At 47.8% G+C, this 21,824-nt stretch carries 19 protein-coding genes; 1 reads left to right on the top strand and 18 read right to left on the bottom strand.

Annotation, left to right across the window (positions count from 1 at the left end; translation table 11 throughout):
* Positions 1-2: 2 nt before the first annotated feature.
* From V9W66_RS18185 to V9W66_RS18100, 18 genes are all read right to left on the bottom strand, one after another.
* Positions 3-1,223 carry an L-cysteine desulfidase family protein gene (locus V9W66_RS18185; protein ID WP_144093249.1) on the bottom strand — a complete coding sequence of 407 codons (1,221 nt, stop codon included), beginning with the start codon at positions 1,221-1,223 and terminating at the stop codon, positions 3-5.
* A gap of 77 nt (positions 1,224-1,300) precedes the next feature.
* Entirely contained in the window at positions 1,301-2,278 is a 978-nt protein-coding gene (locus tag V9W66_RS18180; protein WP_144093220.1) for an ABC transporter ATP-binding protein, read from the bottom strand.
* On the bottom strand, positions 2,275-3,234 hold the full coding sequence (locus V9W66_RS18175) for an ABC transporter ATP-binding protein (RefSeq protein WP_022426783.1): 960 nt from the start codon (positions 3,232-3,234) through the stop codon (positions 2,275-2,277). Before V9W66_RS18175 ends, V9W66_RS18180 begins: the two co-directional genes overlap by 4 nt.
* 15 nt (positions 3,235-3,249) lie before the next feature.
* Positions 3,250-4,083: an ABC transporter permease gene (locus V9W66_RS18170; RefSeq protein ID WP_015524834.1), complete on the bottom strand. Its 834-nt coding sequence runs from the start codon at positions 4,081-4,083 to the stop codon at positions 3,250-3,252.
* Between the two features lie 13 nt (positions 4,084-4,096).
* Positions 4,097-5,047, bottom strand: coding sequence for an ABC transporter permease (locus V9W66_RS18165; RefSeq protein WP_192925790.1), 951 nt, complete (start codon positions 5,045-5,047; stop codon positions 4,097-4,099).
* A gap of 99 nt (positions 5,048-5,146) precedes the next feature.
* On the bottom strand, positions 5,147-6,718 hold the full coding sequence (locus V9W66_RS18160) for an ABC transporter substrate-binding protein (protein ID WP_144093222.1): 1,572 nt from the start codon (positions 6,716-6,718) through the stop codon (positions 5,147-5,149).
* A 222-nt stretch (positions 6,719-6,940) separates the two neighbouring features.
* Positions 6,941-7,228: a co-chaperone GroES gene (groES, locus tag V9W66_RS18155; RefSeq protein ID WP_044960825.1), complete on the bottom strand. Its 288-nt coding sequence runs from the start codon at positions 7,226-7,228 to the stop codon at positions 6,941-6,943.
* 115 nt (positions 7,229-7,343) lie between these two features.
* Positions 7,344-7,823 (bottom strand): 23S rRNA (pseudouridine(1915)-N(3))-methyltransferase RlmH, encoded by a 480-nt coding sequence (rlmH, locus tag V9W66_RS18150; protein WP_021650552.1) that lies wholly within the window; start codon positions 7,821-7,823, stop codon positions 7,344-7,346.
* Positions 7,820-10,567 (bottom strand): FtsK/SpoIIIE family DNA translocase, encoded by a 2,748-nt coding sequence (locus V9W66_RS18145; protein ID WP_144093224.1) that lies wholly within the window; start codon positions 10,565-10,567, stop codon positions 7,820-7,822. Before V9W66_RS18145 ends, rlmH begins: the two co-directional genes overlap by 4 nt.
* Positions 10,568-10,590: 23 nt before the next feature.
* Positions 10,591-11,466 (bottom strand): undecaprenyl-diphosphate phosphatase, encoded by an 876-nt coding sequence (locus tag V9W66_RS18140; protein WP_144093225.1) that lies wholly within the window; start codon positions 11,464-11,466, stop codon positions 10,591-10,593.
* 178 nt (positions 11,467-11,644) lie between these two features.
* On the bottom strand, positions 11,645-13,039 hold the full coding sequence (gltA, locus tag V9W66_RS18135) for an NADPH-dependent glutamate synthase (RefSeq protein WP_144093227.1): 1,395 nt from the start codon (positions 13,037-13,039) through the stop codon (positions 11,645-11,647).
* The gene (locus tag V9W66_RS18130) at positions 13,039-13,926 is read right to left on the bottom strand and encodes a sulfide/dihydroorotate dehydrogenase-like FAD/NAD-binding protein (protein ID WP_144093229.1); all 888 of its coding nucleotides are present in this window, start codon (positions 13,924-13,926) and stop codon (positions 13,039-13,041) included. Before V9W66_RS18130 ends, gltA begins: the two co-directional genes overlap by 1 nt.
* Positions 13,927-14,091: 165 nt before the next feature.
* Positions 14,092-14,805, bottom strand: a complete 714-nt coding sequence (locus V9W66_RS18125; RefSeq protein WP_022426789.1) for a ClpP family protease — start codon at positions 14,803-14,805, stop codon at positions 14,092-14,094.
* Positions 14,806-14,873: 68 nt separating this feature from the next.
* Positions 14,874-15,617 (bottom strand): YebC/PmpR family DNA-binding transcriptional regulator, encoded by a 744-nt coding sequence (locus V9W66_RS18120; RefSeq protein WP_118368856.1) that lies wholly within the window; start codon positions 15,615-15,617, stop codon positions 14,874-14,876.
* Between the two features lie 153 nt (positions 15,618-15,770).
* Complete coding sequence (locus V9W66_RS18115) at positions 15,771-16,118, bottom strand: type II toxin-antitoxin system PemK/MazF family toxin (protein ID WP_144093231.1); 348 nt, start codon at positions 16,116-16,118, stop codon at positions 15,771-15,773.
* Positions 16,119-16,274: 156 nt separating this feature from the next.
* Positions 16,275-17,444 (bottom strand): alanine racemase, encoded by a 1,170-nt coding sequence (gene alr, locus V9W66_RS18110; RefSeq protein ID WP_144093233.1) that lies wholly within the window; start codon positions 17,442-17,444, stop codon positions 16,275-16,277.
* Positions 17,441-18,958 (bottom strand): NAD(P)H-hydrate dehydratase, encoded by a 1,518-nt coding sequence (locus V9W66_RS18105; protein WP_144093235.1) that lies wholly within the window; start codon positions 18,956-18,958, stop codon positions 17,441-17,443. Before V9W66_RS18105 ends, alr begins: the two co-directional genes overlap by 4 nt.
* A gap of 61 nt (positions 18,959-19,019) precedes the next feature.
* Positions 19,020-19,667: a redox-sensing transcriptional repressor Rex gene (locus V9W66_RS18100; protein ID WP_021650558.1), complete on the bottom strand. Its 648-nt coding sequence runs from the start codon at positions 19,665-19,667 to the stop codon at positions 19,020-19,022.
* 214 nt (positions 19,668-19,881) lie between these two features.
* Between V9W66_RS18100 and V9W66_RS18095 the strand changes: the two genes are divergently transcribed.
* Positions 19,882-21,798, top strand: a complete 1,917-nt coding sequence (locus tag V9W66_RS18095) for an ABC-F family ATP-binding cassette domain-containing protein (protein WP_144093237.1) — start codon at positions 19,882-19,884, stop codon at positions 21,796-21,798.
* Positions 21,799-21,824 lie beyond the last annotated feature (26 nt).

Raw genomic sequence — 21,824 nt, 5'->3', positions numbered from 1 at the left:
GATCAGTGCTCCAGCATGATCTTAAGGATCTCTCTGTCTGTTTCCTTCATACCGTCTTTTCCGATCTGTCCCACACAGCTGATGGTCTCTGCGGTTTCTTCCTGGAGAATTCCTGTATAAGGTGCATAAGACTGCCCGTTCATGGCAAGATGATGCGCCAGGAAGGCTGCGTCAAGACAGGCTGCGATCTTGGCTGCACAGGAGATCTTAGCCCCATCACAGATGATTCCCGGAATATTGGCGAGGGTATTCTCGATCGTTTTTTTGATCAGGGAAATATCTCCGCCTACCATATAGGTAATGGCAGCTCCGGCTGCACAGGAGGCCGATACCGCACCGCAGAAGGCAGACAGCTTCCCTATATATTGCTTCTGATAAACTGTGAGGAGATTGGAAAACACCAGGGCCCTGTAGAGGCTGTAATCCGGCAGCTCCATCTCTCTTGCATAGACGATCAGCGGAACAGAGCATGCAATTCCCTGATTTCCGCTTCCGGAATTGATGACAACCGGCATATCACAGCCACCCATACGTGCCTCAGAAGCCGCTGCAGTAAGACTTCTCATTCTGGTGAGCATATCGTGAGAATAATTTTCACGGATCACACGCCCGATACCCAGGCCGTATTTTCCGGTCATTCCCTCATGAGCAATGGCCATATTGCTTCTGATCTGCGCATCCAGAAGCTCCTTTACATCGGAAAGCTCTACGGTATCTGCAAATTCCCGAATATCCTCCAGATTTAACAGGCCGCGGTCCGTCTCTTCCTTTTCTTCCACTGCTTTATCTGCATCAAGGAGGATCTCTCCGTTTTTGCTGATCCTGGTCACGTTAATATGGTCGTATTTGATCTCCAGGCTGACGGCATCTTCACCGGCATACATTTCGATGATAATATGAAGGACTACCGGCGTGTCCAGAAGCTCCACCTTACAGATATCTGCCTCCAGAAGTTCCCGGCAGCGTGCCCTGCCCTTTTCATCGACTTTGGAAAGAACTTCCATATTCAGTGAGGCATCCCCTGCCACCGCCCCAAGGATCACACCTGCAGGAATCCCCTTTAAGCCTCCTGAATTGGGAATGATCACACAACGCACATTTTTGATGATATTTCCGGAACATTTTGCTACGATACACTCCGGCTCTTTCCCAAGGATCTCTCTTGCTCTTGCCGCACCATAGGCCAGAGCGATCGGTTCTGTACATCCCATAGCCGGGATCATCTCCTCACGGAGGATCGCCAGATAGTTTTTATATATATTTTTGTCCACTTTTTTATTTACCTTCCCGTATTTTATGATTATTTCTTTTCCTGATATTTATGACATGCTACCATATGTCCCGGCTCCACCTGACGAAGTACGGGGGGTTCCTGTCTGCAGCGTTCCTCACACCATGGACAGCGGTTATGGAAGCGGCAGCCCCCGATAGATCTGGACTGTACTCCGGTATCCGTAACGATCTGATCCAGAGTTTTGACTCTCGGGTCCGGAACCGGAATCGAGGAGATCAGCATTTTTGTATAAGGATGCAGCGGATTGGAATAGAGCTTATCTGCATCTGCGATCTCCATGAGATTTCCAAGATAAAGCACCCCGATCTCATCACAGATCTTCTGGACCACCTGCAGCTGATGGCTGATGAACAGATAGGTCAGCCCGTATTTTTCCTGAAGATCCTGAAGCATCTGGACGATCTGGGCCTGCAGGGAAACATCCAGCGCAGAAATGGGCTCATCGCAGACTACAAATTCCGGCTGTACGGAAAGTGCTCTTGCAATGGAAATCCTCTGACGCTGTCCGCCGGAGAACTCATGAGGATACTTCAGAAGATCCTGCTCTTTGAGGCCAACCACGCGGATCAGTTCTTTTGCACGCTCCTTACGTTCTTTCTGCGTGTACATTTTATGGATCGCCATAGGCTCACAGATGATATCCTGCACTGTATGGCCTGGGTCCAGAGAGGAATAGGGATCCTGAAAAACGGACTGCATTTTTTTGCGGTATGGAAGCAGTTCTTTTTCCCCCATGGCTCCAATCTCTGTTCCTTCATAAAAAATCTCACCGCCTGTGGGTTTATGATAACGTAGGATTGCCTTTCCGATGGTAGATTTTCCGCTTCCGGATTCTCCTACCAAACCGAAGGTTTTCCCCTTTTCAATCGAAAAGCTTACCTGATCCACAGCCTTCAGTATGCCCGGCTTAAAGGACAGAAGCTTCGGAGATTTCTGTTTAAAATATACTTTCAGATCTTTTACTTCAATTAAGGGCTTGCTCATCTCTTCTCCTCCCTTCTGTGACAGAATATCCTGTGTCCCTCTGAAGCCTCATAATATTTCGGAAGACAGGCTTCACAGGTTTTGTCCGCATATTTACAGCGATTCAGGAAGGGACACAGATCACCGTTTCCGTCCGAAAGATCTCTCTCCAGAAACTGTTCAAAGGTACCTCCCACCCGCGGCATGCTTGCGATCAGTGCCTGTGTATAGGGATGTCCCGGATGAAGAAAGATCTCTTCTACCGTTCCCTCTTCCACCACGTAGCCACCACACATGACAGCTACCCGTTTACAGGTCTGCGCTACAACGCCCAGATCATGGGTGATCAGGATGATGCTCATATTGTTTTTTTTCTGAAGTTCCAGAAGGAGATGAAGGATCTGCGCCTGGATCGTAACATCCAGGGCTGTGGTGGGCTCATCTGCGATCAGGATCTTCGGGTCACTGCTCATGGCCATGGCAATCATCACACGCTGGCGCATACCGCCGGAAAGCTCGTGGGGATAGCTGTTCATAGCCTTTTCCGGGTCTGTGATGCCAACGGCTGTGAGAAGCTCCAGCACCCGGGCCTTTGCTTCTTTTTTGTTCATATTGGTATGGCGTCGGATCAGCTCTACCATCTTATTGCCAACAGTGTAAACCGGATTCAGTGCGGAAAGAGAATCCTGAAAGATCATGGCGATCTCACCACCGCGGATCTCACGGAGCTCTGCTTCATTTTTCTTCAGGATATCTTCTCCCCGGAACAGGATCTCCCCGCCCATGATCTTACAGTTAGATGGTCCGAGACGGAGAATGGATTTGGTGGTCACGCTTTTTCCGCTTCCGGACTCTCCTACGATCCCGAAAAAATCCCCCTCACCGATGGCAAAGCCTGCACCTTTTACTGCCTGTGTCTCTCCAAGGTCTGTAAAGAAAGACACTTTCAGATCTTTTACTTCCAGTAATTTTTCCATATGTAAATGTCCTCCTTACTTGGGCTCGAATACTTTTCTTAATACTTCTCCCAGATAATTGAAGCTGACAACCGTGATCAGGATCAGAATTCCGGGGAAAATAGCCAGATACGGTGCCTGCTGGATATAGCGCTGTGCATTGCTCAGCATACTTCCCCAGGAAGCCGTAGGCGGCTGGATACCCAGGCCGAAAAAGCTCAGTGCAGATTCCATCAGGATGGCATTGGCAATGTTCATGGTTGCAGCCACGATAATGGTAGGCATGATGTTAGGCAGGATATGATGTACAATGGTGGAGAATTTCTTCTGTCCGGAGATCTTTGCATAGATGACATACTCTCTCTCATTCAGGGAAATGGTCTCGCCACGGACGATCCTGGCAATGTTCATCCAGGTCAGAAAGCCGATGATCAGGACAATGTTCTGAAGTCCCGGTTTCAGGAAGGCATTCATAACGATCATGATCAGGAATGTCGGAAGGCTCATCAGCGCATCCACCAGACGCATCAGCACTGCATCCACCGTTCCTCCCACAAAACCGCTGATGGAACCGATGATCACACCAAGGGCTGTCGAAAGCACCATGGAAAGGAAGCCCACCAGAAGGGATGCTCTTCCTCCGTAAATGCAGCGGGCCAGATAATCCCGTCCCATATCATCCGTACCGAAAAGGTGTGCCATGGATGGAGCATTCAGTCGCTCTGTGGCGCTGATGGCATTGGGATCTACCGGATACAGAAAGGCAAAAATGGAGATCAGCGCCAGCAGGATGATCGCTGCTGCACCTGCCACTGCAAGTTTATTTGTCTTAAAACCAAGTTTGATATTTTTCCAGATATTTTCTCTCATGTCCCTTTACCTCCTAACATCCTGCTTTGCGGATCCTCGGATCAAAGACAGCATACAGGATATCTGCCAGAAGATTTCCGAGCACCACGAGAAGCGCAGTGAACATGGTGATTCCCATGATCAGGGGATAATCATACTGCATAACAGCGGTCACTGCCAGCTGACCGATTCCCGGCCATGCAAAAACCTGCTCGGTGATAATGGCACCGGAAACCAGAGACTGCAGGCTCATTCCAAGAACTGTGATCATAGGAAGCATGGCATTTTTCAGTACATGCCGGAAAAGGATTCCAGACTCTTTCATTCCGTAAGCCTTCTGCACCATAACATAATCGGAGGACATTTCCGTAATGGTACTGCTTCTTAAATACCGTATGTACTGTGACGCATTTGCAAAGGTCAGAACTGCGCAGGGCATGACCATATGAAGGATCAGATCTCCTAAGGAACGGTTGCCGTCTGAATGCATACCGATACTTGGCAGGATATGGAGATGCACACTGAAGAGATAGATCAGCATGATACCGAACCAGAACGTAGGAATGGAGATGCCTACATAACAGAACATACTGGTGATCTTATCCAGAACACCATTTTTATTTTTTCCGGAATACAGGCCCAGTACAATGGCAATGAGAAAACCAAGCAGCATGCTGATTCCCATTAGGATCACGGTTGCGGGAAGCCTCTCCAGCATCTGTGTCAGGACCGGCCGGTTATTCATCAGGGAATTTCCGAAATTCCCGTGAAGGATCCTTCCCAGCCACAGAAAGTACTGCTCATAGACAGGCTTTGTAAGTCCCAGGCTTTCTCTCAGGTTCTGGATATATTCTTCACTCATATTTGGTTCCACATAAGTCAGGACAGGATCTCCGGGCGCTGCTTTTGTCAGTGCAAAGCAGAGAACAGAGACAATAAACAGTGTCAGAATACACTGTATCAGACGGTTTACGATCTTCTTCAAAATGTACCTCCTTTATTTTCCCCGAAAACAGGAAATCGGCTGGCGCAAAAAACGCGTCAGCCTCTTTCTGTTTCCGGTATTCATCCGCTATAAATTTATTTATTTCTCCAATGCGTAGATCTTGGAATAATCATAATAAATAGTTTTTAACAGACATTCATCAAAGCCTCCGAAATCTTTACTTACCGCATAGAAACCATTGGAATAAGCGATCGGATAGATATACATGTTATCATTGATCGTATTCTGGATCTCCTTATAAATCTCGCCACGTTTTGTCTCATCTGCAGTGCTGTTTCCCTCTTCCCACAATGCATCCAGATCTGTATCCTTGATCCTGGAATAGTTGGAACGGCTGTCGGAAGAACTCATGTCTGCATAAAGGCTTGGCTCTTCTCCCAGAGTGTAGAAGCTCAGTACCAGATCATAATCTGTGCACTCCGGATCCTTTGTCTTATTCTTGAAGGTAGACTCATCTGTAGGAAGAAGATTGATGGTGATTCCTACATTGGCAAGGGCAGACTGTACATACAGAGCCTCACTCTCCATTGTCTTATCTGTGGAGATATACATCAGGTTCAGAGAAAGACTTGTCTTTCCTGCTTCGGAAAGGAGCTCCTGTGCTTTAGCCGGATCATTGTCGTAGGTATTGTCCGGTTTTGTATAGTAGAGTGTATCCGGTGTAAAAATAGAATCTGCAGGCTCTGCATAATCCTCGGAAAGGAAAGCAAACTGACAGAACTCCTCTTTATTCAGTGCGTATGCGATCGCCTGACGTACCTTTACATCCTGAAGATCTTTGTTCAGCTCATTCATGAACATGGCGTTGACACGTCCGGAATTATAGGTATTGATGTTTACGTTATCGTAAGCACTGACGGTATCGTAATCATCTGCGCTGATCAGTCGTGCATCCAGATCTCCGCTTGCAAGTGCCGCATTGGCGGAACTGGAATCCTTTACGATCTTGAAGGTGATGGAATCCAGATTTACATCATCAAAATAGTCATCGAATTTTGTTACTTTGAAATACTCTCCGGATTTGTATTCCTCGAACTTAAAAGGACCACTTCCCACCGGTTCATTGTTGAGATCACTTTCTCCGATATTCTCCACGCCGTCATAAATATGCTTCGGAATACAGTAAACCTGGCTCAGTCCGCCAAGAAATCCTGCGGAAGATGATCCAAGGGAAAGCCTGACTGTAAGGTCATCAACCTTCTCTGCCTCTACTGCCTTATCATTAACGTATCCGTAAGAAGAGTACGGAACATTCTGCTTCTCATCTACCAGCACCTGCATGGTGAATACCACATCATCGGCTGTGATCGGCTGACCGTCATGCCATTTCAGTCCGTCTTTGAGCTTCAGTGTGAATTCGCTGGCATCATCATTGGCTGTTACACTTTCGCAAAGTCCGTTTCCGTAATACATCTCTCCGTTCACGATCTCAAAAAACGGGCTGTACAGTGCCTGCATCATATCGAAGCTTGTCTGATCCACAACATAAAGCGGATTGATGTTCTGCGGATCTGCTGTTTCTGCAATGGTAATATTTCCGCCTTCCGCCTTGGTTCCTTCTGTTTCTGCTGCAAAAACAGTCATTCCTGACATAACAGTTGTTCCTGCCACTGCAGCTGCCAGAAGCGCTGCCAGTACTTTTTTTCTCATTTCCTGTTCCTCCTGTGTTTCAGTGAGTATTCCTCTTTTCCCACCAGTTTAATATGATATAGGCATGATAATACTATACCATATTACCTTTGTCAAGCTGTCCCTGGCTCTTCAGAAATTTTTTTACTGCATTTCGTTAAAGTTTGTATTTATTCTACATACAGATCACACAGGCGTCAAGATAAATTTTCTGTATCTTGCCCCAGATCTATATATTCTTCATCAGTCTTTTACGATGGCGATGATATCATCTGCGTTGATCACCAGATATTTCTCACCCTCATATTTGATCTCGGTTCCTGTGTATTTTCCGTAGATCACACGATCGCCCGGCTTTACCTGTACCGGTACTTCTTTACCGTCTACGACCTTACCGCCACCTACTGCGATAACCTCTGCCTGCTGGGTTTTCTCCTTGGAGCTGTCCGGAAGTACGATGCCGGATGCGGTTTTGTCTTCTGTCTCAAAATATTTTACGATAACTCTGTCTGCAACTGGTTTTAATGCCATATTCATTTCCTTCTTTCTGTGATTATTAGCACTCTTGAGTTTCGAGTGCTACGCGTTTTTTATCATACTACATATCCGAAAATTGTCAAGATATTTGCAGATATGTAGTATGATATTATTTATGATAGGGCTCTCCGCTGATGATACGATAGCTGCGGTAGATCTGTTCCAGAAGGATCACACGCATCAGCTGATGAGGAAATGTCATCTTCGAAAAGCTTAAAGCATAGTCTGATCTCTTCAGTACTTCTTTTCCAAGACCGATAGAGCCGCCGATCACAAACTGGATATGGCTGGTTCCACGTATTCCCAGCTCGTTGATCTTCCGTGCGAAATTCTCAGAGGTCAGCTGTTCGCCTCCGATCTCCAGAGTGATCACAAACGCATCATCCCGGATATATTTAAGAAGACGCTCCCCTTCCTTGTTCCGAATGGCATCTTCTACTGTTTCGCTGGCATTATCCGGTGTTTTTTCGTCGGACACTTCTATGATCTCCAGCTTGCAGTAACGCCCGAGGCGCTTGGAATACTCCGCAATGGCATCCCGCAGATATTTTTCCTTGATCTTCCCTACTGTCAGGATACTTATTTTCATCCGCCGTTCTCCTCCAGATAATTCTCAAATTCTTCTGCTGACATCAAAACCTTCCTTGGCTTGGTTCCTTCCTCCGGACCTACCACTCCTGCGTCACAAAGCTGATCCATGATCCTTGCCGCACGGTTAAATCCGATCTTGAACATACGCTGGAGCATACCGATGGAGGCCTTTTCCTTCTCAATGATAAATTTACCGGCTTCTGTAAAATAGACATCTCTGTCACCGTCGCCGGCTCCTCCCGGGACACCGGCTGTATTGACCTGCTTCTCAATGGAGGTATCATAAACAGCACCCTGATTTTTGTCAGAAACATATTCTACGACTGCACTGACCTCCTCATCTGAAACAAAAGCGCCCTGCAGTCTGGCCGGCTTCTGATATCCCTGAGGATAAAACAGCATATCGCCCTTGCCAAGAAGCTTCTCGGCACCGTTCATATCCAGGATCGTTCTGGAATCCACACCAGAAGATACGGAAAATGCGATCCTGGACGGCATATTGGCCTTGATCAGACCTGTGATGACATTGACCGATGGCCTCTGGGTAGCAATGATCAGATGGATACCTGCTGCACGTGCCAGCTGGGCCAGACGGCAGATCGCATCCTCAACTTCTCCCGGCGCAACCATCATAAGATCCGCAAGCTCGTCCACGATGATCACGATCTGCGACATCTTCTCAGGTGCCTTTTCTCCCTCCGGGACCCGCATATTGGCAACCTTTTTGTTATATTCTCCAAGATTACGTACCCCATATTCCGCAAAGGCATTGTAACGGCTGGTCATCTCGGAAACAGCCCAGTTCAGCGCACCGGCCGCTTTCTTCGGATCTGTGACCACTGGAATGAACAGGTGCGGGATCCCGTTATATACACTGAGCTCCACCACCTTCGGATCGATCATGATCAGACGCACCTCATCCGGTGTAGCCTTATAAAGGATGCTGATGATCAGCGTATTGATGCAGACGGATTTTCCGGAGCCGGTTGCTCCGGCGATAAGAAGATGCGGCATCTTGGCAATATCTGCCACTACCGGTTTTCCGGCAATATCCTTACCTGCTGCAAAGGACAGCTTGGATTTTGCATTTTTAAACTCCTCTGACTGAAGAAGATCCCTCAGCATGACCGGGCTGTTCTCCTTGTTCGGAACCTCGATCCCCACGGCTGCCTTTCCCGGTATCGGTGCTTCGATGCGGATATCCGGTGTAGCAAGATTCAGCTTGATATCATCGGAAAGACCAACGATCTTGCTGACCTTCACACCCATTTCCGGCTGCAGCTCATAGCGGGTAACGGTAGGTCCGCAGCTCACATTGGTAATGGTTACATTGACGCCGAAATTATGCAGGGTTTCCTGAAGCTTCTGCGCTGTTTTGCGCAGATGTGCATCGGAATCTCCCTGAGATCTGCCATCTCCGCGCTTCAGAAGCTTCAGCGGCGGATACTGATATGGTTTCTTCTCCGGAGCTTCTCCCTGGCTGATCTCATGCTGGATATTTCTGATCCCATGCTCGATCTCTGTCTGAGATGACTTCTGGTTTCTGGAGGGCTGATGGGATGCCTTCTGTTCAGCTTCCGGCTGAGGATCCTCCTTTATCTCAGCGGGAGCGGCTGCCTTTCCTGTTTCCCGGGAAGCTTTTGCTGCTGTCTCAGTTTTTGACGGCAGAACCTGCTGCATCTCGGGAATATCCACATCCTCATAACCGGAATAGGCATCTTCCTCTTCGGCTACCTGCATTTCTCTTTCAAAATCCGGTTCCTCCGACTCTTCCCGGGCCGGCTGGGACTGTGAACGGTGGATCTGGAATTCCAGCGGCCGGGCATGCTCCTCCGGTTTCTCATCAAGCCCTGGATCCTCTTCTGTCAGATCTGCATCTGCCGGAAGTACAGCCTTTTGTTCATCAAGGAAAGAAGGAAGATTAAATTCTCCCTCCCGGTTCGCCTTCACCGCAGCCTGTCTTTCTTTCTGCGATCTTCTTGTTTTTTTCTTTTGTTTTTTTGAGATATTTTCCGGATCTTTCTCTGTAAGGGCAAGTTCTTCTTCCTCCAGCTCTTCTTCCAGCCGGCGGATCTTCTCCGCTCTTTTTTCCGCACGGATCTTTCTGCGAAGCTCCTTCTGCTTTTCTCTGTCCGGCTGTCCCTCAAGATAAGCTTCTCTGCCCTCTCTTGCAGCATCTGTAAAAAAGTCCAGGATCTTATTCATAAATCCGAAGAAGGATCTCTGTGTTATGATGATGAGAGACACAAGAAGCACCAGAACGATGATCACAGTTCCGCCCACAACGCCAAAAGCGGATGCTGTGGAAATACATACTGCACCACCGAATACTCCACCGCCGGTACGGTATTCCGAACTCAGTGAATAATAATCCGAAAACGTGGTACTTGGCGTATAGCTCTCTGTGATCAGCTGAAGAAAGCCGCAGAGGAACACAAAAAATACCACGCCCGCCAGTACCTTTTTGTAGGCAAGGCGGTTGGTATTGTTCACGATCAGGAACGTAACTCCGGCAAAAAGCAGGATCGGGAAAATATATGCACAAAGTCCCATGATGCCAAAGCATACGGCACTGATGGCATTTCCTACGATCCCTCCCATACCAAATGCACTGATCATCAGGATCAGGCAGGCCGCAAACATCACAAGGATCAGGATTTCTGTCTGAAAGCGGTTACCGACAGGCTGCTGCTTCGCCGCAGGTTTTCTTTTTCTTTTTTTTGTCGTTTTTGAAGCTGCCATTGTCAGACTCCTCCCAGTTGATATCAAATATAATTCGCTGCCAGAATAAGGATTCCGGCTGCAAAAGAATAAAATGCAAAATAACGCAGTCTGACCTGATTCGAAAGCTTAAGCATAAAACGGATCACCAGATAGCCTGTGATCCCGGCCACGATCATTCCAAGAACATAAGTAAATCCCTGGCCAACAGTCATATGAACAGATGTGAACTCTCCCATCTCCACAAAAAAAGCTCCCACCACAGCCGGAATGCTCATCAGCAGCGAATATTTCACTGCAAACTTCCGTCCGAGGCCGCAGAAAAGTCCTGCGCTCATGGTAAGTCCAAACCTGGAAAGTCCCGGAAACACAGAAAGGCCCTGGCAGATACCCATCCACATAGCATCTCCGAAGCTGGTTTCTTTTGTTCCCTTGCTGCCATTGACATTACTGTAGTCCACAACAAGGAGGATCACACCTGTAAGAAGGATTCCGATCCCGGAAAACATGTGTGAGGATGCGCTTCGCACAACAAGTCGTTTGCACTGATATCCGATCAGGACTGTAGGAATGGTGGATACCATGATCAGGGCAGTAAGCTTCCGGTAAGTTCCGCTTATGATCTTTGCGTAGGTAAGCTCTTTCCCAGTCCTACGGTTATAGAGAAAAATATTGGCATTTCCGATCAGATCCAGTATCATTCCGATCAGCTCGATCCCGATCTTCTTGATGTCCTTCAGAAAAACAAGGATCAGAGCTACCATAGTTCCCAGATGGAGCATCACTTCAAAAAGCACACCAGTGCCTCTGGTACCGCCCAAAAGATCCTGCACTCCACAGAGATGTCCGAAGCTGCTCACCGGCAGAAATTCGGTGATTCCCTGAATGATTCCCAATATAATCGCATGTATCACTGACATAATGATATTTCCTTTTCTTAAATTTTTTCCAACACATTATAGCATAACTGAGTAAAACTTACAATCTTCACTTGGCAAAAGTTTCAAACAAATGTTCTTTTTTGATCTGCAAGAAAAAAATCCTCCGGCTGCATCAGAAAACACAGTCGGAGGATCTGTTTATAAACAGACTTTCTGCTTATTTATTTTTCAGATATTCGTCGATACCTTTTGCACCAGCTTTACCTGCACCCATGGCAAGGATTACGGTAGCTGCACCTGTAACGGCATCACCACCGGCATATACGCCGTCCTTGGATGTCTTACCGGTTTCTTCCTCGGCAACGATACATCTTCTCTTGTTGATGTCAAGGCCCTTGGTTGTGGAAGAGATCAGCGGGTTCGGTGAAGTACCAAGAGACATGATGACAGTATCTACATCCATATCATACTCGGAACCAGGAATCTCTACCGGACGTCTTCTTCCGGATGCATCCGGCTCACCAAGCTCCATCTTGACAACCTTCATACCGTTTACGTGGCCGTTCTCATCAACGAGGATCTCCTTCGGATTTGTAAGAAGATCAAAGATGATGCCCTCTTCCTTAGCGTGATGAACTTCCTCTGCTCGTGCAGGAAGCTCTGCATCACTTCTTCTGTATACGATATGTACCTCAGCGCCAAGTCTCAGCGCTGTTCTTGCAGCATCCATGGCAACGTTACCACCGCCGACAACTGCAACCTTTTTGCCTGCTGCGATCGGTGTATCATAGGAATCATCGAATGCTTTCATGAGGTTGCTTCTTGTCAGGTACTCGTTTGCAGAGAATACACCGCTTGCATTCTCACCCGGGATACCCATGAACATCGGAAGTCCTGCACCGGAGCCGATGAATACAGCCTCAAACCCCTCATCCTCGATCAGCTGATCGATGGTAGTGGATTTACCGATGACAACGTTTGTCTCGAATTTAACGCCAAGCTCTTTGACCTTCTCGATCTCTTTCTTAACAACCTTCTGCTTCGGAAGACGGAACTCCGGAATACCGTAAACAAGAACACCGCCAAGCTCATGAAGAGCCTCGAATACAGTTACATCGTATCCTGCCTTTGCAAGGTCACCTGCACAGGTAAGTCCGGATGGACCGGAACCGATCACTGCAACCTTATGTCCGTTCTTAACCTCTGCTCCTGCAGGTTTGATATCATGCTCCAGAGCATAGTCTGCAACGAATCTCTCCAGCTTACCGATAGAAACAGCCTCGCCCTTCTTACCGCGGATACACTGTCCCTCACACTGGGATTCCTGCGGACATACACGACCACAGATAGCCGGAAGTGCGGAAGATAAACCGATCACCTTGTAAGCCTCTTCCATGTTGCCTTCTTTGATGTGCTCGATAAATCCCGGAATATTGATGGATACCGGACATCCCTCTACACATTTCGGTTTCTTACAGCCAAGGCATCTCTGTGCCTCTTCCATTGCTTCTTCCTGATTATATCCAAGACATACTTCCTCGAAGTTTGTCGCACGTACCTTCGGATCCTGCTCTCTTACAGGAACTTTTTTTAACATTTTTGCATCTGCCATTAGTTGTCACCTCCGCAATGTCCGCATCCACCGTGGTGGGTATCGCCTTCCTGAAGCTTCAGTAATGCACGGCCCTCCTGGGTCTTATACATCTGGCTTCTCTTCATAGCCTGATCGAAATCAACGAGATGTCCGTTGAACTCCGGTCCGTCTACGCAGGCAAATTTGATCTCATCACCGACCTGGAGACGACAAGCGCCGCACATACCGGTTCCGTCAACCATGATCGGGTTCATGCTGACAATTGTGTGGATACCAAGCTTCTTGGTAAGAAGACAGACAAATTTCATCATGATCATCGGTCCGATCGCTACACAGACGTCATAATGCTTGCCTTCGTTTGTTACAAGATCCTCAAGAGTCTTTGTTACCATACCGGAACGGCCATAGGAACCGTCATCTGTTGTAACATAAAGATTGGAAACAGCGCCAAGCTCTTTCTCAAGGATAACCATATCCTTAGTCTTGGAACCAAGGATAACATCCGCTGTGATGCCGTGCTCATGGAGCCATTTAACCTGCGGATAAACAGGTGCGGTACCGACACCACCGGCTACGAATACCATTTTTTTCTTCTTAAGTTCTTCGATATCCTCATGGACGAACTCAGACGGACATCCCAGAGGTCCTACAAAATCACGGAATGAATCTCCCGCCTTCAGTGCGGACATCTTAATGGTAGATACTCCGATCTCCTGGAATACGATGGTAACTGTACCGGCCTCGCGATCGTAATCGCAGATGGTAAGCGGGATCCTCTCTCCCTTTTCGTCAAGTTTCACAATGATAAATTGTCCTGGCAGACAGTGGCTTGCCACACGTGGTGCATGCACAACCATAAGATGGATCTTAGCTGCCAGCGTTTCAGCTTTTAAAACCTTATACATGGTCTTCCTCCTCGCGCAAATTATAAACCTTTATTAATAATACGCTAAAAATCAGCATATGACAAGAGTAGATTTATAATTTCTGTCAAAATTCTTTACTACAGCACAGCGCGACCATGTTAGCCTTATGCAACTAATATCATCAAAAGCTACATACAAAACTGGTTATTTCTGTGTTTTTTTCCTTTCGATAAGGGTATACAATCGGTCCAGTGCCTCCCGGATCCCTCCTACTTCATCGATGAGTCCTTCCTTTACCGCTTCCTCACCCTCCAGCATAGTCCCCACATCTTTTACAAGCTGGGAGGTATCCAGCATCAGCTCCTCCATCCGTTCTGCCGTGATATGTGAATGTCCGGATACAAAGGCAATGATCCGGTCCTGGATCTTTTCCATATTGCGGTAGGACTGCGCTACGCCGATGAACATTCCGTTCTGGCGTACCGGATGGACCACCATGGTAGCACTTGGCACGATAAAGGAATAATCTGCTGATACCGCCATGGGTACACCTATGGAATGTCCCCCGCCCAGCACCAGGGAAACCGTAGGGATACTCAGAGACGCGATCATCTCCGCAATGGCAAGCCCTGCCTCCACATCTCCTCCTACCGTATTTAAAAGGATCAGAAGTCCCTCGATCTCCTCATCGTCCTCAATGAGAGCAAGCTTTGGCAGTACATGCTCATACTTGGTTGTTTTGCTGTGAGACGGCGCGGATTCATGACCTTCGATTTCCCCGATCACCGTCAGAAGCTCCACTTTATGCTTCCGGGAATTTCCATCGAGCACTGCCTGCCCGGTTTCCCGGATCTGTTCGTTCTGGCTCGCTTCCCGGTCCAGTTCCTTCTGTTTTCCCTCTTCGCTCTGTTTTTCCATAAAAAAATACCTCCGGAATCTGAAATTCTGGAGGTATTATATGCAAAATATTACTTTCTATTCAGAGATCATTCGTCCCAGTTTGTCCATACGTCAGTAACGTCGTCGTCATCATCAAGAAGATCCAGTGTTCTGTGAAGATCTTTGATAGCCTGATCATCCGTCAGCTCCACATAGGTCTGCGGGATCATGGCGATCTGTGCTTCTACAAGCGGGATCCCGGCTTTCTCAAGAGCCTCACGTACAGCACTGAAATCGTCCGGTGCTGTGATGATCTCAAAGCTGTCCTCTTCCTCGCTGAAGTCCTCAGCACCTGCATCCAGAGCTGTCATCATCAGCTCGTCCGCATCCATCTCGCCGCACTCATCCTCAAGCTCTTCCTTGTCGATGATGATCTGGCCCTTCTGGTCGAACATAAAGGATACGCATCCCTGTGTTCCGATGCTTCCGTTACCCTTGGTAAACGCGTTACGTACATTACCTGCAGTACGGTTCTTGTTATCTGTAAGAGTCTCTACGATAATAGCAACACCGTTCGGACCATATCCCTCATATACAGCCTTCTCGTAGCTGTCTGCAGAATCCGCACCGGCTGCCTTCTTGATTCCACGATCGATCGTATCGTTCGGCATGTTGTTCGCTTTTGCTTTTGCGATGACATCACGAAGCTTGCTGTTGTTTGCAGGATCCGGGCCGCCGGCCTTTACTGCCATAACGATCTCACGGCCGATGACTGTAAAGATCTTACCCTTCTTGGCATCATTTTTCTCTTTCTTATGTTTGATGTTGGCAAATTTTGAATGTCCTGACATGGTATCTTCCTCTCCTTGTTACCGTATATTTTCTTTCGTGCCCTGCTCATTTTGGGTACCGTTTTACATAATTGCAACTCGGTTTAATATAGCACTTATGAAAGATTTCGTCAAGAATCAGAAAACAAACCGGTCAAAATTCCTCATGTTCCCCTAAAAAGTCAGTTCCAGACTGATCTCAAGCGCACGATTCACCTTATCAAGCATAGCACTGTCCAGATGACACACCTTATCCTTCAGACGCCGCTTGTCGATGGTGCGGAGCTGTTCCAGAAGGATCACGGAATCCTTTTCGATCCCGTAGGCGGATGCATCGATCTCAATATGTGTCGGCAGCTTTGCCTTATTCATTTTTGATGTAATTGCCGCACAGATCACTGTAGGGCTGTGACGGTTGCCCACATCGTTCTGGATGATCAGCACCGGACGGATGCCGCCCTGTTCACTGCCCACTACAGGTCTTAAGTCCGCGTAAAAAATATCCCCTCTTTTTATAACCACACAATTCACACTCCGATTCTGGTCCGGCTTATTTGCAAGCCGTATTCCTTTTTACAGATAAGTATTTCCACAATTTCTTTGTGTATACCATGCGTGGTACTTTTTTACCGGCCTTATGTCTGACCCGGCGTTTTCCGGATCCGGGTATTTACGGATCTACTGGAAAAAGCTCTCCTCTTCTCCGCATTCCTTACCGTCTTTGATATAAACCCTCGGAACACGTTTACTGATCCCGCAGACAAATTCATAGGAAAATCTTCCGGAAAGATCCCCCAGTGTCTCCACACTGATAAATTCCTCTCCATCTCTTCCCATCAGGGTGACCTCGTCCCCGGCCTTCACCTCCGGGATACCTGTGACATCAACCATAAACTGATCCATGCAGACCCGTCCGAGGATCGGAGCTTTTTTGCCCCGGATCAGGACCCAGCCCTTATTGGAAAGCTGTCTCGGATAGCCATCTGCATAACCTACGGGGATCGTTGCCATTCTGGTAAAGCGTTCTGTAACAAACGTTCCTCCATAGCTTACCGCTGTTCCACGTTCCACATTTTTCACATAGGATACATGACTTTTCAGCTCCATTGCAGGTGTCAGCTTCACAATATCACGTTCTACCTCCTCTGACGGATAAATACCGTAAATGGTGATGCCGGCACGAACGACATTGAGATTTGCTTCCGGAACACGGATGATACCTGCACTGTTGGAGCAGTGACGTACCGGAATATGAACACCTCTTTTTTCCAGAAGTTCTGCAAAACGGAGATAACGGTCCAGCTGCACCAGTGCAGGAGAACGGTCGGTCTCATCCGCCCTGGCAAAATGAGTAAACATTCCCTCGATCACCAGATTCGGGATTTTTGAGATTTTTTCGATCTTTACCGCATTTTCCGGAATATCCGCATATCCGATCCTTGTCATTCCCGTATCCAGAGCCAGATGAATATGTACATTTTTTCCAATGCGTGCACCTGCTTTTGCATATTCTGCCGCTGTATTTAGATCCGATATGGTGATCCGGACATCGTTGGCTGCAAGCTCCTCATAATATTCCTCAAATACAAGGCCAAGGATCAGGACAGGCTTGGTGATCCCTGCATGCCGAAGCTCCAGTGCCTCCTCTGCAGTAGCTGTTGCAAATCCCCAGATATAGTCATAGTCCTGGATCAGACGGGCAATAGCTCTGGCACCATGACCATAACCGTCCGCCTTGATCACAGCGATGATCTTTGTCCCTTCTTTGACATTTTTATGCATTTCCTCAAAATTGTGGGCAATGGCATCCAGTGATACCAGTGCTTTTACTCTCTCGTATTTTTTCATAATTCCGACTCCTCTTCACCTATAGCTAATGCCTTGGGCAGATATTCTATAATATCTCCTGCCAGCATACTGCGCTTTCCTTTTTCAGCGGCTGCAAGATCACCGCAAAGTCCGTGAAGATAAACACCTAACGCGGCCTTTAAAACCATGGGAGGCTGTTCCTCCGTTTTCAGATACATACATAACACTGCTGCCAGGATACCGGAAAGCACATCTCCGCTTCCTGCAGTTGCCATTCCGGAATTACCGGAAAGATTCAGATACATCTGGCCTTTCTCATCTGCGATCACCGTACATGCATCCTTCAATACGCACACAGAGCCTGTTTCCGCAGCACATTTCAGTGCAGTATCTGCGATCTTATGCTGGATCTCCTGGATCGTTCTGCCACTGAGCCGGCTCATTTCTCCGATATGCGGTGTCAGGACTACATGCTCTCCCAGATACTGATACCACTGTGGATGTGCAGCCAGAAGGTTCAGGCCGTCCGCATCCAGGATCAGCGGCTTTTTCTCCCGGGCAGCCGCCGTGAGAAACCACTGTTCTCTCTCACGGCTGGCCACTGATGTTCCAAGTCCCGGTCCGATCACGATCACATCACACCAGGATAGAAGCTGTTCATTGGATTCCTGATCAAAGCGGCTGCAGACCATAGCCTCCGGAAGGAGTATCTGCAGTGGGATCCTGTTGGCTTCCACAGTCTGGATCTTTACCATTCCCACACCGGCACGAAGTGCTGCACTGGCGCTTAAATAAGCGGCTCCGCACATTCCCTCACTTCCGGTCACAAAGAGCACTTTTCCGAAGGTACCCTTGTTTCCGCCGGGATCACGTTCCGGAAACAGCTTCAGATCTTTATTTTCCAGACAGGCGGCAGATGCAGTCACAGCTTCCTGCTCATAGATCCCGATATCGGCGGTAACGATCCTTCCTGCATACAGTCTTCCCGGATAAAAGCAAAGACCTCTTTTCCGGTAGGCAAATGTGACAGTCAGATCGGCGCTGAAGGCAATTCCCATTTCCAGGCCAGTATCTCCGTTCACTCCTGACGGGATGTCAACTGCGATCTTTTTGGCCCTCGCACTGTTCATCTCATGGATGATATCAGCATAATGCCCCTCGATCGGACGCGTCAGGCCTACCCCAAACACGGCATCTACTATAGTAGTATATTCACTCCACTGCGGGTTATTCACCTCCGGGACACGATAACCGGAAGCGATCTTATACTGAAGAGCGGTCTCTCTGGTCATTTTCTCTTTGTTTCCGACCATATAAAACTCTACCCGGATCCCCTTCAGATGGAACAATCTGGCAACAGCGATACCGTCACCGCCATTATTTCCGCTTCCGCAGACTACCAGGATCCTTTCGTCCTTCTGGAGACACTTTTCTATTTCCTCTACCACCTTCAGTGCTGCCCGCTCCATCAGAACCTCGGAGGGAACTCCGATCTCGCGGATCGTTGTGGAGTCCAGATCCTTCATTTCTTTGCAGGTAACAAGCTTCTTCATTCTGTCTTCTGCCTCCCCTCTGTCATAGAGAAAGCTGCCGTTTCCGGCAGCTTAACAATTCTTACTTATCCACATGTTCCTGCCTGTATTTGCTGAGATTATAAGACAGTGTCATCAGACTCTCGGAAAGATGAACGTTCTCTACGATCACATCATCCGGTGTCTCAAGATCAAGATGTGCAAAATTCCAGATTGCCTTGATCCCGTTCTCCACCAGAATATCTGCCATTTCCTTGGCTTTATTCTTGGGAAGTGTCAGGATCGCGATCTCCACGTTATTCTCTCTCAGGAAAAACGGAAGCTCACTGAGCATCTGGATCTCAAGTCCACGGACTGCGATGCCCTCAAGCACAGGATTTACGTCAAAGATACCAACCAGCCTGAACCCGCGCTTCTCAAAATCCACATAATTGGCAAGTGCCTGTCCCAGATTACCGGCACCCAGGATGATCATAGGATGAACGGTATCCAGTCCCAGGATCTTACCGATCTCTGTATAAAGATAGTGTACATTATAGCCATACCCCTGCTGCCCAAAACCGCCAAAATTATTAAGATCCTGACGGATCTGAGAAGCTGTGGTATGCATCTTCTTACTTAATTCATTGGAAGAAATACGTTCTACATTATCTTCCATCAGCTCTCCTAAGTAGCGGTAATAGCGTGGCAGACGCTTAATCACCGCTTTCGAGATTTGTTTTGTCTCCACGATAGTTTTCCTCCTTACCTTACACTAGGTTAATTATAACGAATTGACATTTTCCTGTCAATTAAAGTTGTCTATTCTGTACAAATTTCTTTTTATTTTTTCTAATAATTGATTTTTTCTTTGAAATCCCGGCAGTTTCCGTTATAATAGGTGGAGGATTTTTCCCTGTTCAGACATAAACAGGGGTGATTCTTTATACAGGAGGACAGTTTTTATGATTTTATCATGTCAGAATATATGCAAGGCCTTTGGCGAAAAAGTAATTTTAAATGATGCATCCTTTCACATTGAAGACCGTGAAAAGGCTGCTCTGATCGGATGCAACGGTGCAGGAAAGACCACACTGCTGCGGATCATCATGCAGGAGCTTTCTGCTGATTCCGGTACCGTGGTGCTTGCCCGGGATAAAAATATCGGCTATCTTGCCCAGTACCAGGATATCCACGGACATCATACCATCTACGAGGAGCTTCTTACCACCAAGCAGCACATCATCGATATGGAACGCCGTATCCGCAATATGGAACAGGAAATGAACACGGTGACCGGTGATGAGCTGAACTGTCTGATGGAAACCTATACCCGCCTGACCCATCAGTTTGAGCTGGAGAACGGATACGCTTACAAAAGTGAGCTGACCGGTGTCTTAAAGGGTCTCGGCTTCACGGAGGAAGATTATGACAAGCAGATCGAAACTCTTTCCGGCGGTCAGAAAACCCGCGTGGCGCTGGGCAAGATGCTTCTTTCCAAGCCGGATATCCTGCTTCTGGATGAGCCAACCAATCACCTGGATATGGAAAGCATCTCCTGGCTGGAAACTTATCTTCTGAATTATCCGGGAGCTGTTTTTATCGTCTCCCATGACCGTTATTTTCTGGATAAGGTGGTCACCAAGGTCATTGAGATCGAAGCCGGACAGACCCGCGTATACAGCGGCAACTACTCTGCCTATGCTCTCAAGAAGGCTCAGCTTCGTGACGCACAGTACAAGGCATACTTAAATCAGCAGCGGGATATCAAGCATCAGGAAGCCGTTATCGCAAAGCTGAAATCCTTTAACCGTGAAAAATCCATCAAGCGTGCGGAAAGCCGTGAAAAAATGCTGGACCGTGTACAGAGGATCGAAAAGCCTCTTGAGCTCCAGGACCGGATGCGTATCTCGCTGGAACCACGGGTGTTAAGCGGAAACGATGTGCTCCACGTGGAAGCGCTTTCCAAGGCTTTTCCGGGACAGACCCTGTTCTCCGATATCTCCTTTGATATCAAACGCGGCGAGCGTGTGGCACTGATCGGAAACAACGGAACCGGAAAGACCACCATGCTGAAGATCATCAACGGTCTTATTGAGGCAGATGCCGGCAAATTTTCCCTTGGTTCCAAGGTGCAGATCGGTTATTACGATCAGGAACATCATGTTCTGCATATGGACAAGACAATTTTCCAGGAGATCTCCGATACTTATCCGACTCTCACAGAGACCGAGATCCGAAATATGCTTGCCGCATTTCTCTTTACCGGAGAGGATGTTTTCAAGGAGATCTCCGCACTTTCCGGTGGAGAAAGAGGCCGTGTTTCCCTTGCAAAGCTGATGCTTTCCGAAGCCAACTTCCTGATCCTTGACGAGCCTACCAACCATCTGGATATTGCCTCCAAGGAGATCCTGGAGGAAGCACTGGTCAGCTACACCGGTACAGTCCTTTATGTATCCCATGACCGTTACTTTATCAATCAGACTGCGACCAGGATCATGGAGCTGACAAACCAGGCAGTGGTAAATTACATCGGTGATTATGATTACTATCTGGAAAAGAAGGAAGAGCTGACCAGTACCTATGCACCGGGAAGCACTTCTCCGGAGGCACCTGCCGAAGAAAAATCGGTTTCCGAGAACAAGCTTTCCTGGCAGCAGATGAAGGAAGAACAGGCAAAGAAACGAAAACGGGAAGCCGAGCTGAAAAAAGTCGAAGCCCGTATCGAAGAGCTGGAAACAAGAGACAGCGAGATCGACGAAACCATGGTCCTTCCGGATGTCTGCACCAATGTAGCGGAATGTACAAAGCTGAGCCGCGAAAAAGCAGCCATCGCTGAAGAACTGGAAGAGCTTTATGAAAAATGGGAAGAGCTGGCCTGACGGTCAGCTCTTTTTTATCCCCTTAT

It is taken from the genome of Blautia massiliensis (ex Durand et al. 2017) (assembly GCF_051861785.1).
GTDB lineage: Bacteria > Bacillota > Clostridia > Lachnospirales > Lachnospiraceae > Blautia_A > Blautia_A luti_A.
The sequence above is the reverse complement of the archived record's forward strand: the minus strand, read 5'-3'. Positions and strand labels throughout refer to the sequence as shown.